This window comes from Nocardioides sp., assembly GCF_036401255.1.
Lineage (GTDB): Bacteria > Actinomycetota > Actinomycetes > Propionibacteriales > Nocardioidaceae > Nocardioides.
In genome coordinates, this window is record NZ_DASWVI010000040.1 from 26388 (window position 1) to 41083 (window position 14696).

At 72.0% G+C, this 14696-nt stretch carries 15 protein-coding genes and 2 tRNA genes; 11 read left to right on the forward strand and 6 right to left on the reverse strand.

Annotation, left to right across the window (positions count from 1 at the left end; all coding sequences use genetic code 11):
* Window position 1 precedes the first annotated feature (1 nt).
* Entirely contained in the window at window positions 2-691 is a 690-nt protein-coding gene (locus tag VGD85_RS01945) for a DUF6518 family protein (protein ID WP_331061768.1), read from the reverse strand.
* Window positions 692-894: 203 nt separating this feature from the next.
* Between VGD85_RS01945 and VGD85_RS01950 the strand changes: the two genes are divergently transcribed.
* Window positions 895-2088 carry an HNH endonuclease signature motif containing protein gene (locus VGD85_RS01950; RefSeq protein ID WP_331061769.1) on the forward strand — a complete coding sequence of 398 codons (1194 nt, stop codon included), beginning with the start codon at window positions 895-897 and terminating at the stop codon, window positions 2086-2088.
* Window positions 2089-2197: 109 nt separating this feature from the next.
* Here VGD85_RS01950 and VGD85_RS01955 read toward each other — a convergent pair whose 3' ends face one another.
* Window positions 2198-2368 carry a DUF6767 domain-containing protein gene (locus tag VGD85_RS01955; protein ID WP_331061770.1) on the reverse strand — a complete coding sequence of 57 codons (171 nt, stop codon included), beginning with the start codon at window positions 2366-2368 and terminating at the stop codon, window positions 2198-2200.
* 167 nt (window positions 2369-2535) lie between these two features.
* On the opposite strand from VGD85_RS01955, the gene VGD85_RS01960 reads away from it, so the two are divergent.
* Complete coding sequence (locus VGD85_RS01960; RefSeq protein ID WP_331061771.1) at window positions 2536-3015, forward strand: CoA-binding protein; 480 nt, start codon at window positions 2536-2538, stop codon at window positions 3013-3015.
* A 161-nt stretch (window positions 3016-3176) separates the two neighbouring features.
* Window positions 3177-3731: a TetR/AcrR family transcriptional regulator gene (locus VGD85_RS01965; RefSeq protein ID WP_331061772.1), complete on the forward strand. Its 555-nt coding sequence runs from the start codon at window positions 3177-3179 to the stop codon at window positions 3729-3731.
* Window position 3732: 1 nt separating this feature from the next.
* On the opposite strand, the gene VGD85_RS01970 is transcribed toward VGD85_RS01965, so the two are convergent.
* Together VGD85_RS01970 and VGD85_RS01975 are read right to left on the reverse strand one after the other, a co-directional pair.
* A complete protein-coding gene (locus VGD85_RS01970; protein WP_331061773.1) occupies window positions 3733-4587 on the reverse strand; it encodes a 3-methyladenine DNA glycosylase in 855 nt (284 codons plus the stop codon).
* Window positions 4588-4616: 29 nt separating this feature from the next.
* The gene (locus VGD85_RS01975) at window positions 4617-6053 is read right to left on the reverse strand and encodes an MFS transporter (protein WP_331061774.1); all 1437 of its coding nucleotides are present in this window, start codon (window positions 6051-6053) and stop codon (window positions 4617-4619) included.
* Window positions 6054-6100: 47 nt separating this feature from the next.
* Between VGD85_RS01975 and soxR the strand changes: the two genes are divergently transcribed.
* The gene (soxR, locus tag VGD85_RS01980; RefSeq protein WP_331061775.1) at window positions 6101-6541 is read left to right on the forward strand and encodes a redox-sensitive transcriptional activator SoxR; all 441 of its coding nucleotides are present in this window, start codon (window positions 6101-6103) and stop codon (window positions 6539-6541) included.
* Window positions 6542-6573: 32 nt separating this feature from the next.
* On the opposite strand, the gene VGD85_RS01985 is transcribed toward soxR, so the two are convergent.
* Together VGD85_RS01985 and VGD85_RS01990 are read right to left on the reverse strand one after the other, a co-directional pair.
* Window positions 6574-7212: a hypothetical protein gene (locus VGD85_RS01985; RefSeq protein WP_331061776.1), complete on the reverse strand. Its 639-nt coding sequence runs from the start codon at window positions 7210-7212 to the stop codon at window positions 6574-6576.
* The gene (locus tag VGD85_RS01990; protein WP_331061777.1) at window positions 7209-7769 is read right to left on the reverse strand and encodes a SigE family RNA polymerase sigma factor; all 561 of its coding nucleotides are present in this window, start codon (window positions 7767-7769) and stop codon (window positions 7209-7211) included. Before VGD85_RS01990 ends, VGD85_RS01985 begins: the two co-directional genes overlap by 4 nt.
* A gap of 87 nt (window positions 7770-7856) precedes the next feature.
* Between VGD85_RS01990 and VGD85_RS01995 the strand changes: the two genes are divergently transcribed.
* The 7 genes from VGD85_RS01995 to VGD85_RS02025 all read left to right on the forward strand — a co-directional run bounded on the left by VGD85_RS01995 (window position 7857) and on the right by VGD85_RS02025 (window position 14576).
* Complete coding sequence (locus tag VGD85_RS01995; protein ID WP_331061778.1) at window positions 7857-8618, forward strand: M15 family metallopeptidase; 762 nt, start codon at window positions 7857-7859, stop codon at window positions 8616-8618.
* A gap of 45 nt (window positions 8619-8663) precedes the next feature.
* Window positions 8664-11003: a penicillin acylase family protein gene (locus VGD85_RS02000; RefSeq protein WP_331061779.1), complete on the forward strand. Its 2340-nt coding sequence runs from the start codon at window positions 8664-8666 to the stop codon at window positions 11001-11003.
* Window positions 11004-11033: 30 nt separating this feature from the next.
* A complete protein-coding gene (locus VGD85_RS02005) occupies window positions 11034-11843 on the forward strand; it encodes a fumarylacetoacetate hydrolase family protein (protein ID WP_331061780.1) in 810 nt (269 codons plus the stop codon).
* A gap of 7 nt (window positions 11844-11850) precedes the next feature.
* Entirely contained in the window at window positions 11851-13317 is a 1467-nt protein-coding gene (gene gltX, locus VGD85_RS02010; protein ID WP_331061781.1) for a glutamate--tRNA ligase, read from the forward strand.
* Between the two features lie 10 nt (window positions 13318-13327).
* Window positions 13328-14266: a type II CAAX endopeptidase family protein gene (locus VGD85_RS02015; protein ID WP_331061782.1), complete on the forward strand. Its 939-nt coding sequence runs from the start codon at window positions 13328-13330 to the stop codon at window positions 14264-14266.
* A 55-nt stretch (window positions 14267-14321) separates the two neighbouring features.
* A tRNA-Gln gene (locus VGD85_RS02020) sits at window positions 14322-14393 on the forward strand.
* Between the two features lie 107 nt (window positions 14394-14500).
* A tRNA-Glu gene (locus VGD85_RS02025) sits at window positions 14501-14576 on the forward strand.
* The last annotated feature ends 120 nt before the right edge of the window (window positions 14577-14696 follow it).

Genomic DNA, 14696 nt, shown 5'->3' on the forward strand with positions numbered 1-14696 from the left:
GTCACATCCAGACGCCGGTGGCGACGAAGATCGCGGCGACCAGGACGCTCGCCGGCACGCAGAGCACGGCGGCCGCGAGGGTGACCAGCGGACGCCGCAACGACGCGGCCAGCACGAGCGCCCCGAGGATCGCGAGGATCCGGGCCTCGCCCAGGTCCGCGCCGGCGTACGACGTCTGCCACAGCTGCAGGGCGTCGCCGAGCAGGAGGGACGCCCCCGTGGCGGTGCCGATGATCGCCGGCCCGGCTGACCCACCCGCCGCCCACGAGCCGGCCGCGCCGAGCGCCGACCCGACGACGACCGCGAGCACCAGCCAGTAGTGGGCGACCGGGGAGGTGACGATGCTCGGGTCGTCGCCGAGCCAGACCACGCCCGCGACGTAGTACGCCTCGACGGCGACCCCGAGCATCAGCACGCCCGCGACGGCCGCCACGGCCGCTCCGGTGCGCAGCACGAGGGTGAGGAACGCGCCGAGCACGAAGGGCGCGATCGCCCAGGCCGCGCAGGAGTTCGCGACCGTGGCCCCCGGCCCGGGGGAATGGAGGTTCCACCACAGGTCTCCGACGCCGAGCAGCACGCCGGCGCCGGCGGCGATCGGGAGCGTTGTCGCCGCGCGCGACCATGGTGAGAGTCCGGTGGAGGGGCTGGACGGGGCGGCGGGGAGTACGGCGGGCGCGGGCATCGTGGTCATGCGTCGAGCCTGGTCGGGACCAGGCCCGCGGCCATCGGCCTCAGGTGCCGATGTGCCGGCCGCAGGTGCCGTCGACCTCCGCCCAAGCGCGTGTTGACTTTCCGAACTGGTGTTTGATAAACTGACGCCACGACTTCATCTCGGGAGTGGCGATGACCGCACAAACTCACCCTTCGCATCGGGTCACGCGCGCCGTCGCCGAGATGTCCCAGAGCCTCGACGCGGTCTCCGACGCGTCGCTGTGGTCCATGGACGTCCACGAGACCGCAGCCACGATCGTCGAGCTCACCCGCGTCGCCGCGAGGGTCACCGAACTGCAGGCCCGCCTGGCCACCCACGCTCGGTCCGTCGGCGTGGCCGAGCAGGTCGGCGCGACCTCGGTGCCGAACTGGTGGGCCCACCAGACCCGCATGGCCAACGCTGCCGCCCACCGCATCGCCAAGCTCGGCGCCGGACTGGACGAGCACCCCCTGGTCCACACGGCCATGAAGAGTGGCGACCTCATGCCCGACCAGGCAGCCGTGATCATCCACGCCGTCGACGAGCTCCCCGATCACGTCGACGCCGCCCTTCGCGAGCGCGCCGAGGCCCACCTCGTCGGCGAAGCAGCCCACTACGACGCCCGAGCACTCGCCAACCTCGGCAGAGGCCTCCTCCACGTCATCGACCCCGAAGCAGCCGACGCCCATGAGGCCAAGCTCCTCGAGCGGGAAGAGCAAGCGGCCGCCGCGAAGACGCGGTTGACCGCCCGCGAAGACCCCGACGGGATCGTCCGCGGCACGTTCGCCCTGCCTGGGGCGCAGTGGCAGATGTGGAAGAAGCAGCTCCTCGCCATCGCCGCCCCCAAGCACCGCGCGGCCGTGGAGGGACACCTCGGCGAACGCAAGCCCGGCCCCCAGCGAATGGGCCTGGCGCTGGCGGAGTGGATCGAGCGCTACCCCGCCGACCGCCTCCCCGACAGCGGCGGAGTGTCAGCCACCGTGGTCGTCACCATCCCCGTAGAGACCCTGCAGGGCGGCCCGAAGCCAGGAGTGCTCGACACCGGCGCCGTCATCTCACCGGGACAGGCCCGCAGGATGGCGTGCGAGGCCGGGATCCTGCCCCTTGTCCTCGGCGGGAAGTCCGAGATCCTCGACGCCGGCCGCACCCGACGCTTCCACTCCAAGACCCAGCGCATCGCGATCGCCCAGCGCGACAAGCACTGCACCGCCGAGGGCTGTGACTGGCCGCCCGGGATGTGTCACATCCACCACGACCCCGCCTGGGCATCAGGAGGACCTACGGACGTCGAGCACGGCCGGCTGCTGTGTCCCCGACACCATGCTCGCGCCCACGACCCGACCTACGCGATGACCAAGCTCCCGGGCGGCAAGGTCGCCTTCACCCGGAGGACGTAAGGCCAGCGATGGTGTTGCGCAGCTGCAGCCGGTTGAGGCAGCTGTGCTGGAACTCCGACCGGTTCAGGTCGTACGCCGCCGCCGCGTCCGCGAGCGGCAAGGCCAGGGCTCAGCCGGCGGCCGCCATCTCGCGACGGAGCTCGGCGAGCTGCTCGCTCAGCTCGGGGTCGTTCATGACCAGCCAGACCAGGCCGCAGTCCTCGGGGCCGTGCGCGCCGGGGTGGCACAGCAGGCAGGCCTCGCCGGGACGGATCGGGCACTTCGGGTCGGGCTTTCCCATGCCTCGACGGTAGGTCGGGGCACTTTCGCCTTTCCAGGGCCGAAGGTCACCTGGTAGGCCCTTCGCCTCTGTGCGGCACGGGCGGTGGCGACGAGCATCGGGACCGTGGCGGGCGAGTCGGCCCGGCCCGAGTCGACGTGACTCCCGCCCGGGTGGAGGTGTCTCTCGTGGTCACGACGATGAAGAATGCGGCGGCGGAGTTCCTGTCGCACAAACGGATCGCCGTCACCGGCGTCTCCCACGCCCCGAAGGGACATGGCGCCAACGCCGTCTACCTGCGGCTGCGCTCGCGCGGCTACGACGTGGTCGCGATCAACCCGAACGCCGACCAGGTCGAGGGCGACACCTGCTACCCGGACCTCAAGTCGGTGCCGGGCGGCGTCGAGGCGGTCGTGATCGCGACGCGCCCGTCGCGAGCGCAGGCCACCATGCACGAGTGCGTCGAGCTGGGCATCAAGGACGTCTGGATGCACCGCGGCCCCGGCGCGGGAAGCGTGTCCGAGGAGGCGGCGGCGTACGGACGCGAGCACGGCCTCACCGTGATCCCCGGCGGCTGCCCGTGCATGTTCGACCCCACCGCCGACGGCGGGCACAAGGCGATGCGCTGGATGTTCGGGCTCACCGGGCACGTGCCGAAGCAGGTCTAGCAGCGCGTGATGGCTGGGGCTCTTGAGAGGGTCCCATCTGGTCCCGTCCGGCGCACGCCTGGTGCGGACAGACGTTCGCGGCCCGGGCCACTGGCGCTCCACGTCCATTCTTGAGATGCTCTCAACGGTTCGCCGACCACCTCTTGAGAGGGGATCAAGAAATGCCGCGAACGCGCGTGACCGACCGGGCGGAGAAGCAGGCCGAGATCCTGGGCGCGGCGGAGGAGCGGCTCCGCGCGGGTGGCTACCCGGCGCTCTCGGTCGCCGCGATCGCGCGCGAGCTCGGCGTCGCACAGAACACGATCTACTGGTACTTCCCGTCCAAGGACCACCTGTTCGTCGCGGCCCTCGAGCGCCTGCTGGGCGACGCCCTCGCCGACAAGCCCCCGGCCTCGTGGCAGCCGACGAGGCGGGTCCTCTGGTTCACCGACCACCTCGCGCCGCTCTGGCCGATGTTCCGCGCCCTGTACGAGAACGAGAGTCGCTCGGAGGCGGTGGCGGCGTTCCTCACCCGGGTCGACGAGGCCGTGAGCGCGATGCTCACCGAGACCTTCCGCGACCTCGTCGCGCCCCGCCAGCTGGCGGCGACCGTCGCGGTCTTCCGCGCCACCGTCGACGGCGTCTTCGCGCGCGGGCTCGAGCCGGCGGCCCGGCGCCTGGTGCTGAGGTACGCCGTGGCGCAGCTCGCCCCCGGTCCCGGGTCTCGGCCGGACTGAGTCACCCGGCCAGCAGGCGCTCGCACTCGGCGACCAGCCGGGCCCGCAGCGGCGCACCGCGCTCCGCGAAGCCACGCTGCGCCTCGACGTACTCCGCCTTGCCCTCGGGCGTCTCGACCCGCACCGGCTCGAACGCGCCGTCGTCGAGGCCGCTGAGGTCGTACGGCGCCGCGCGCATGTCCAGCACCCGGATGTCCCAGGCCAGCTCGAAGCAGTCCGCGACCAGGTCGGAGCTGATCATCGGGGTCAGCCGGAACGCGTGCTTGTAGAGGTCCAGGCCCGCGTGCAGACAACCGGGCTGCTCGTACGCCAGCCGGTCGGCCGCGGTCGGGCGCAGCGTGTTCAGCGGCGCGGCCGCCGGGGTGAAGAACCGGTAGGCGTCGAAGTGCGAGCAGGCGATCCGGTGGGACTCGACGACCGCGTCGGTGCCCGCAGCGCCGAGGCGCAGCGGCCAGGCGGAGTGCCGGGTCTCGCCCTCGGAGAGCCGGTAGACCATCGCCCACTCGTGCAGGCCGAAGCAGCCGAAGCTCGCCGGCCGGTCCGCGGTCGCTCGCAGCAGCCGGAGAAGCGCCTCGAGCAGCGGCCGCTGGGCAGCCACGTGGTCGGCGGTGACCGTGCCGTCGGCGTACCCCTTCAGACCGTCGTACTCCGGCGCATCGGCCAGCGCGACGCCGTATCCCGGATGCCAGCGCCGCAGCTGGGCGGGCCGGTGGGAGTAGTAGGTGAACAGGAAGTCGTGGACCGGGTGCTGTGCGCCCCTGCGTCGTCGCTCCAGGTGCGGCTCGACATAGGGGAGCAGGCGATCGCGGTGGGCCGCCGCCCGCTGCGCCCACTCCTCACGACTCAACCACTCCACGGGTCGAGACTAGGCGTAGGCGACACGGCTCAACCGGCCGCACGCCCCCCCGCGTCGAGGGCGCGCAGCGACGCGCGCGCCGTGATGGTCCCGAGGACGGCGACGATCCCGAGCCCGAGGAAGAGGTTGCGGGCGGCGTCGGTGGTCGAGGGCAGGCCCGCGTTGACGAGGAGGCCGCCGAACGCGGCCCCCACCGTCTGAGCGATGAGGCCGACGGTGGGGATCGCCGCGGCCGCCTTGCCGGCCTCGGTCTCGTCCCGGCTGCTGCTCATCGCGGCGACGGTCAGGTGCGGGAACGCCAGGCCGATCCCGACGCCCGCGACGACCAGGGCGATGCCCCAGCCCGCCACGGTGGTCGAGGACCCGCCGCCCGTGACCTGAACGACGTAGGCGGCCAGCAGCCCGGCAGCGACGAGAGCGGCGCCGCCGCTGATCATCGAGCGCCGCGCCCTCAGGGAGTCGGTGTGAGCGCTGAACAGGCCGGTGAACGACCAGCCCGCGGAGATCGTCGCGCCGAGGAAGCCGGCGGCGAGCGGGGGGAGGCCGGCGATGCGTTGGCCGAACATGGGGGTGAACGCCTCGGTCACCACAGCCACGGTCGTGAGCGCGTTGGCGAGGAAGACCCACCGCAGGCTCGACGATGCGAGGTACGTCGCCGCCGGAAGGATCCTGGCCTCGGTGCCGCGGTCCCACCAGAGGAACGTGATCAGCAGCAGTCCCGAGAGGGCGAGGAGGGTCGCCACCAAGCCCCTGCCGTCGACGATGCCGGCGAGGCTGAGTCCGGCCGTGGCCGCCAGCAGGAGCAGCAGCGAGCCCACCGGAAACGGCTCGACCCGGAGTGCCGAGCCGGCGGTGCGGGGCAGGACCCGGGGCACCCACGTCGCCAGCGCGAACGTCACGACGGCCATGGTCGCGAACGCGCCGCGCCATGCGCCCCACTCGGCGAACAGCCCGCCGACGGCGGGACCGGCGAGGGTTCCGATGCCGAACATGGCGGAGATGACCGCGGAGCCCCGACCCCACAGGCGCTCCGGCAACGCACTGCGCACGAGTGCGAAGGCGAGGCCGGCGAGCAGGCCGCCGCCGAGGCCCTGGAGGGCCCGCCCAACGAGCATCGTGGCGATGTCCGGCGCGAGCGCGCAGATCAGTGAGCCCGCCGCGAAGACGCCCAACCCGACCAGGTAGGCCAGCACGCCCCCTAACCATGCGAGCACGCGGCTCACGAGCGTGGCGGACACCACGCTGCACAGCAGGTACGCCGTCGTCACCCAGGCGTAGACGTCCTGCCCGCCGATGTCGGACACGGTCGAGGGCAGCAGGCTCGCCGTCAGGTAGATGGTCAGCGCCTGGGTCAGGATGCCGCCGGCCAGCACGGTGACCGAGCCGGCGTACGGACGCAGCTCGGCCCAGCCGGAGGGCGGCGCGGGTGGCACGGCGGAGAGGTCGGTGTCGGTGTTCGTCGTCATGGTCGCGACGCTAAAATCTCAAGTCGACTTGAGGTCAAGGAGGAATCGTGGTGGCGCATCCGGACGACGCCCTCTCCGTCGGCGAGGTGTCGCGGCGCACGGGCGTCGCGGCGTCGGCGCTGCACTACTACGAGTCGCTGGGCCTGATCTCCTCGCACCGATCTCCGGGGAACCAGCGGAGATATGCCCGGCACATGGTGCGACGGATCTCGCTGATCCTGGTCGCCAAGCGGCTGGGCATCCCGCTCGCCGACGTCCGCGACGCGTTCGAGCCGCTGCCGCACGACCGGCGACCGACGGCGCACGACTGGCGGCGCGTATCGACCCGGTGGAAACGCACCCTCGAGGAGCGCCGATCCCAGATCGAACGGCTCGAGAAGGAGCTCAACGGGTGCATCGGGTGCGGCTGTCTGTCGATGAAGGCCTGTCGACTGTTGAACCCCGAGGATGCGCTGGCCGACCGTGGTCCCGGCCCGCAACGGCTCTGAGCTGAGCCCGCCCTGACCTGCGGACGGTGGCGTCAGCCCAGGCCGAGCCGTGCGGTGTCGCCCACGTGGACGCTGGCCAGGAACGCCAGCATCGAGTCCTCGTCCCAGCCGGCGTCGCGGGGGTACTGGATCCGCACCACGCCCGCCGGCTCGTCCCCGCGGGTGCGGGTCGCCATCGTCGTGTAGCCGGAGCCGGAGTCGTGGACCCAGAACGTCCGGCCGTCGCGCTCGACCGCGTCACCGGAGGGCGGGTTGGCGTCGAACATGATCACGAGCTTGCCGATGAAGTCGTCGGGATCGTCCGAGGCGGATCCGTCGTCGGGCGCGATCGTGACCGCCTGCGGACGCTGGCCCTGCACCGACCAGCCGCGCGGCGTCAGGTCGAAGGTGTACGGCGTCGCGTCGAACCGCTTCGCGACGAGCTGCACCGTCCCGGGCGCGACCCGGGTCGTCGGTTCGTCCGATCCGCCGGCGTCGCCGACCACGTTGGCGATGCCGACGCCGAGGACGCTCGCGACCGCGAGGCCGGCGAGCCCGGCGCGGAACCGCCGCCGGCGACGGACGCGGGCCGCGCGCCGGGCGCGTGCGAGGTCCTCCTCCGGCGCCGGGATCGGGGCGTCGGCCCGGGCGACCGTGCCGAGCGCCTGCACGATGTCGTGGGTGGGGCTCATGGGGATACCTCCAGCAACAGGTGGTCCGCGGCGCCGAGCACGGCGCGCAGGTGGGCCAGGGCCCGGGCGTTCTGCGACTTCACGGTGCCGGGGGAGCAGCCGAGGACGCGGGCGGTCTCGGCCACGTCGAGGTCGTGCCAGTGCCGCAGCACCACCACGGCGCGCTGCCGCGGCCCCAGCGACGTCAACGCGGCGAGCACGACCGCGCGGACGTCCGGGTCGGCGCCTGGTACGACGGGGTGCGTGGTCAGCGCGTCGGCCGGGTCGGCCGTGGCCGTCTCGCGCCGCCGGTGCGCCCGGCGCGTCTCGTCGATGAACACGTGGGTCAGGCTCCGGCGGGCATAGGCCAGCGCGCTGTCGGCCCGGCGTACCCGACCCCAGGAGAGGTACAGCCGCGTCAGCGTCGTCTGCACCACGTCCTCGGCGAACGCCTCGTCCCCGGCGCACAGCAGCGTCGCCGTCCGCAGCAGGTCGCGGCGGTGGGTCCGGGTGAACTCGACGAACTCGCCGTCGCGGCCGGTGCGGCCGATGTGGTCACTGCGGTCGGTGCGGGGCACGGGCACCCTCCCTTCACCTGGTTGACGGGCGCCGCCGCCACAACGGTTGCATGCAACCTGCGTCGGCCCGGCGCCGGTCAACGGTGCGTGGGAACCAAGCTGCTCGCCGCCCTGGCCCTGGTGGCCGCCGGAGCCGTCGCCTGGTACGCCGCCCCGCCGTCCTCGGACGGGTCCGCCGCGCTGCCGCCCGTCGCGACGCGTGCCTCCGAGCCCCGTGCGCACCCGGTGCCGGGACAGGGGTTCGACCGTGCGGCCCACTCGACCACGGACCCCAGCAGCATCTGGGTGATCGTCAACAAGTCCCACCCGATCGAGCCGTCGGACTTCCGCCCGGCGATCGCGCTGGTGCGCGGCTACCAGGTCGCCGTCCCGGCCGCCGGCCCGCTGGAGGACCTGCTCGCCGCAGCCGACGCCGAGGGACTGGGCCTCAAGATCGCCAGCGCGTTCCGGTCCTACGACTACCAGCTCTCCGTGCACGCCGCCCACGTCGCCGAGCGCGGGCACGTCGCGGCCGACCAGGTGTCGGCTCGCGCCGGCCACAGCGAGCACCAGACCGGCCTGGCCGTCGACCTGGTCACGCCCGCCGACCCGGGGTGTGACTTCGACGCGTGCTTCGCCGACACCCCGGCCGGCCGGTGGCTGGCCCGCGAGTCGTGGCGGTTCGGCTTCGTCGTGCGCTACCGGGCCGGGACCACCGCGGTCACCGGCTACTCACCCGAGCCGTGGCACCTGCGGTTCGTCGGACGCGAGCTCGCCGCCGAGCTGCACCGCAGCGGCGACCCGACCCTGGAGGAGTTCTTCGACGTGTCCGGTGGCGATTACCCCGCGGCGGAGGCCGGTGACGACTAGGTTGCGGGCGTGCATCCTCCGTATGTCCGACGTCACACCCGCTGGGTGGGTCTCGCCTTCGCGTCCCTGCTCCTGCTGACCCCGGCGACGACCGTCGTCACCACCGCCGACGCCGTCGCACCCCCGCAGGAGCGGGCGCCGGCGTACGACGTGACGATCAAGATCACCGAGCACGGCATCCCGCACATCAAGGCGGACACCTTCGCTGGGGTGGCGTACGGCGCCGGGTGGATCACCACCGCCGAGGCGACCTGCAACCTGATGGACACGCTGCTCACCGCGCGCGGCCAGCGCTCGCTGTACGAGGGTCCGGATGCGACGTACAAGGACAACGTCGGCGGCTCCGCCACCAACCTCGAGTGGGACACGCTGGTCACCGACCTGCACGACCGCGGGGTCGTCGAGAAGCTCCTCGCCGACCCGGTCGCCGGCCCGACCGCACGGGCCAAGGCGATGGTCGCGGCCGAGACCGCCGGCATCAACGACTGGCTGCGCGACCACGAGATCACCGATCCCGCGTGCGCGGACGCGGCGTGGATCAAGCCCGACGTCACCACCACCGACGTCTGGTACGCCTTCTACCTCGCCCAGCTGATCTCCTCGACGACCCGACTGCTCCCGCAGATCACGAGCGCGACCCCGCCGCCGGCTGGGGCGAAGCCGGCGCCACGGCCGACCCGCGCCGAGCTGCGCGACGCGCTCGAGCCCGACGACGCGTTCGGCTCGAACGCGACCGCGGTCGGCGGCGAGGCGACCTCCACCCGCCGGGGCATGATCCTCGGCAACCCGCACTTCCCGTGGCTGGGCCGCTACCGCTTCACCCAGATGCACCTGACGGTTCCGGGCAAGATGAACGTCGCCGGGGGAGCGCTGACCGGCTTCCCCGCGATCAACATCGGGTTCAACAAGGACGTCGCGTGGAGCCACACGGTCTCGACCGGCTACCGCTTCACGCCGTACCAGTACACGACCGCGGGCACACCCACCAGCTATCGCACCGCCGACGGCGGCACGGCGGAGCTCGAGCGGCGCGACGTCGAGGTGCAGGTCAGGACCGACGCCGGCACCGAGACCCGCACCCGCACGCTCTGGCGCACCCCGCAGGGGTACGTCCTCTCCGCCCCGAGCCTGTTCATGGGCTGGACCAAGGACAGCTTCTGGGCGTTCCGCGACGCCAACGCCGAGCATCTGCGCACGTTCGACACGTTCTTGTCGATGGGCATGGCCAAGGACGTGCGGAACCTGCTGCGCCGTCAGGACCGGGGCGGCGGCATGCCGTGGGTCAACACGATCGCGGCCGATCGCAGCGGCGACGTCCTGTACGCCGACCACGCGGTCACCCCGCACGTCACCGACGACCTCGCGCAGCGTTGCATGACGGGCGCGGGCCGGCTGATCTTCGGCGTCGCCGGGCTCCCGGGCCTCGACGGCACCCGCGCCAGCACCGACTGCGCCTGGGGCACCGACAAGGACGCCCAGCGCCCGGGCATCCTCGGCCCCTCGCACCTGCCCGAGGTGGTGCGCCGCGACTGGGTGATGAACGCCAACGACTCCTACTGGATGCCCAACGACGAGGTCCGGCTCACCGGCTACCCGCGGATCATCGGGTGCGAGAGCTGCGAGCGCACCATGCGCACCAAGGTCGTGATGGCCTATGTCCGCGACCAGCTCGCGCGGGGCAGGGAGACGCCGCGCACCCTGGCCGGGCACGAGCACGCCAACCGCGTGTACGCCGCCGAGGTGGCCCGGGCCGGTGGCCGGCTCGACCAGGTCTGCGCCGCCACCGGTCTGACCGACGCCTGCCAGGTGCTGCACGACTGGGACGGCCACTCGGACGCGACCTCCAACGCCGGGGCGGCGATCTTCCAGGAGTTCGTCCGTGTCGCCGACCAGCGCGACCTCACCCTGTGGGAGGTGCCGTTCTCGCCGGAGCGGCCGCTGACGACGCCGCGCACGCTGTCGACCGCGCAGCCGGTCGTGGACGCGATGACGGCCGCGATCGAGCTCGTGACCGCGCGCGACCCGGACCTGGCCTCGACCTACGGCGAGCTGCACCGCTCGGGCGACCGCGGCTCCGCGGGCTGGCCGCTCGGCGGCGGGCTCGGCGACCTCTCCGGCGACGCCAACGCCGTCAGCAGCACGCTGGGCGACCCGGTGCTCGACCCGGTCACCCGCGGCTCGTCGTACATCCAGGCGATCGCGTTCCGCGGCCGCGCCCGCGTCCAGGCGCGCACGATCCTCACCTACAGCCAGTACGAGGACCCCGCGTCCCCCTGGTCGGACGACCAGACCGAGATGTTCTCGAAGGAGCGGTGGGTGCGGTTCCCGTGGACGGCCGCGCAGATCCGCGACCAGCTCATCGAGGTCGTGCACCTGGGGCCCTGAGCCCACCTGCGCGCTCGGTAGGCTCGCCGGGTGCGCATCGCAAGGTTCACCACGGGCGAGGACCCGCTGTACGGCGTCGTCACCGGCGAGCTCGACGAGTTCGGGCAGCCGGACCCCGACAGCGTCGTCGTGGCGCTGGCCGGCGACCCGCTGTACGTCGGCGTCAAGCTGCTCGACCAGGAGTACAAGCTCGAGGACGTGCGGCTGCTCGCGCCGGTGCTGCCGCGCAGCAAGGTCGTCGGGATCGGACGCAACTACGCCGCCCACGCGGCCGAGATGGGCAACGACGTCCCGGACGAGCCGCTGATGTTCCTCAAGCCCAACACGAGCGTGATCGGCCCCGGCGACCCGATCTTCTACCCGCCGCAGACGCAGAACCTCCACTACGAGGGCGAGCTCGCGGTCGTGATCGGCCGGATCTGCCGTGACGTCCCTCCCGAGCAGGCCACCGATGTGATCCACGGCTACACGATCGGCAACGACGTGACGGCGCGCGACCTGCAGAAGAAGGACGGGCAGTTCACGCGCGCCAAGGGCTTCGACTCCTTCTGCCCGCTGGGCCCGTGGATCGAGACCGATCTCGACCCGCACGACTTCAGCGAGGGCCGCAGCGTCCAGACGCACCTCAACGGCGACCTCGTGCAGGACGGGTCCACGAAGGACCTGATCTTCGACATCCCGACGCTCGTCGCGCACGTGTCCAGCGTGATGACGCTGCTGCCCGGCGACGTCATCCTCACCGGCACCCCCGAGGGTGTCGGCCCCATGAACGTCGGCGACGAGGTCGAGGTCTCGATCGCCGGACTCGGCACCCTCACGAACCCCGTCAAGGCAAGGTGACACCGCGATGAGCACCCCCGTCCGCGTCCGCATGGCCCCCAGCCCGACCGGGAGCCCGCACGTGGGCCTGGTCCGCACGGCGCTGTTCAACTGGGCGTTCGCGCGGCATCACCACGGCACGTTCGTGTTCCGCATCGAGGACACCGACCGCGAGCGCAGCACCCAGGAGTCCTACGACTCGATCATCGACCTGATGCGGTGGCTCGGCCTGGACTGGGACGAGGGCCCCGAGGTGGGCGGACCGCACGCGCCGTACTTCCAGAGCGAGCGCGGCGACCTCTACCGCGACGCGCTCGCCCGGCTCGCGGAGTCGTCGTACACCTACGACTGCTTCTGCACCAACGAGGAGGTCGAGGCGCGACGCAAGGCGTCCGGCTCCAAGGTGATGGGGTACGACGGGTTCTGCCGTGACCTGTCCGCCGAGCAGCGAGCGGCGTTCGAGGCCGAGGGACGGCGCCCGGTCGTCCGGTTCCGGATGCCCGACGGGGAGATCACCTGGCACGACCTGGTGCGCGGCGACGTCACGTTCGAGAGCCGGTTCGTGCCCGACTACGCGCTCTGCCGCGCCAACGGCGACCCGCTCTACACGCTGGTCAACCCGGTCGACGACGCCTACATGGAGATCACCCACGTGCTGCGCGGCGAGGACCTGCTCTCCAGCACGCCGCGCCAGATCGCGCTCTACGACGCGCTCAAGGAGCTCGGCATCGCAAAGGTGACGCCGGAGTTCGGACACCTCCCGTACGTCATGGGCGAGGGCAACAAGAAGCTCTCCAAGCGCGACCCCGAGGCGCACGCGCTGGCCTACCGGGAGCAGGGCTTCCTGCCCGAGGGCCTGCTCAACTACCTGGCGCTGCTGGGCTGGGCGATCGCCGCCGACCGCGACGTCTTCTCGATGGCGGAGATGGTCGAGGCGTTCGACATCAAGGACGTCAACCCCAACCCGGCCCGCTTCGACCTCAAGAAGGCCGAGGCGATCAACGCCGCGCACATGCGGCTGCTCTCGCTCGACGACATGACCGAGCGGGTGCTGCCGTTCCTCAAGGACGCCGGCGTGCTCTCCGACCCGGTCAACCCCGCCGACACCCAGCTGCTCGAGCTGGCGATGCCCCTGGTCGCCGAGCGGATCAACAAGCTCACCGAGTCCGTGGACATGCTCGGGTTCCTGTTCGTCGACGAGGAGTCGTTCACCCGCGACGAGGCCGACGCCGAGAAGCTGCTCAACGACGACGGGCGCGCCGTCGTACGCCGCTCGCTCGACGCCCTCGAGGGTCTCGGCGAGTGGTCGGCCGGCGCGATCCAGGACGCGCTGCAGGCCGAGCTCGTCGAGGGCATGGGCCTCAAGCCGCGCAACGCGTTCGGCCCGGTGCGCGTCGCCGTGACCGGCCGGCGGGTGTCGCCGCCGCTGTTCGAGTCGATGGAGCTGCTCGGCCGCGACCGCTCGCTGCGTCGCCTCATGTCCGCGCTCGGCTGACGGACCGCTCGTGGAGTACCACCGGTTGCTGCGCGCGGGCCGGCCCGGCTGGGCCTGGCCGCTCCTGGGCTTCGCGGTCCTGGTCGCGGTGTACTTCGTCGGCGTGCAGGTGGCCGCGGTCGCGCTCGTGCTCGTGCTGGTGGCCGGCGGCCTGAGCACCGACGCTGCCTTCGACCGGCTCGACGGTGACGGGACGGTGTTCCCGTCGTACCTCGCGCTGGTCAACCTCAGCTGGGCGATCGCCATCCCCGCGGCCTGGCTGGTGCTCTACGTCGTGCACCGGCGCCGGCCGGGCTGGCTCGCCTCGGTGGTGGGCAGGTTCCGCTGGCGGTGGTTCGCCGCCTGCCTGGGGCTGGCGTTCGCGGCGCTGTTCCTCACGATGGTGGTCAGCGCACTGCTGCCGACCCAGGGGGAGGGGGTGGAGCTCAGCGGCGGCCTGAACGACTTCACCTCCACCACCCGCGACTTCCTGCTCGTGGTGGTGCTGCTGACCCCGTTGCAGGCGGCGGGGGAGGAGTACGCGTTCCGCGGCTACCTGACGCAGGCGGTCGGCAGCATGCTGCCGTGGGAGGCGGTGGCGCGGGTCGCCGCGGTCGTGGTGCCGGCGTTCCTGTTCGCCCTCGCGCACGGGCTCGGCCAGGACGTGCCGGTCTTCTTCGACCGGTTCGCGTTCGGCCTGGTCGCCGGGGCGCTGGTGGTGCTCACCGGCGGCCTGGAGGCCGGCATCGCGATGCACGTGCTCAACAACTTCCTCGCCTTCGGCATGGCGCTGGCGTTCGGCGACATGACCTCGGCGCTCGACCCCACCGGCGGGTCCTGGTGGAGCATCCCGGTGACGCTGACCCAGTCGCTGTCGTTCCTGGTCCTCACCGTGGTGGTCGCGCGCTCGACGGGCCTGGCCACCCGGTCGGGGCCGCCCGAATTGGTGGCGCCGAATGGCCGCGTGTAATGTTCTCCACCGTGCCCGGCCGCTCCGGCGGAGGGGCCGAACACTGGTAAGTCAGTGGGATATGGTGTAATTGGCAGCACGACTGATTCTGGTTCAGTTAGTCTAGGTTCGAGTCCTAGTATCCCAGCGAGATCGCGGTCCGATGGTTCGCCCCCGGCCCGCGATTTTGTGCGAAGACCCAGGTCCGATAAGGTTTCCCGGGTTGCTCGCAGAGCAGGATGAGCAACTGAACATGCCCCGTTCGTCTAGCGGCCAAGGACGCTGGCCTCTCACGCCGGAAGCACGGGTTCGAATCCCGTACGGGGTACCACCCCAGGAGCCCCAGTCCTCACGGACTGGGGCTCCTGCGCGTTCCGGGACCGTTCGCCCAGCCTGTTGACCGGGCGGTCAATCAATCTAGAATGGCAGGCGAACGATCCGCCTTGGTAGA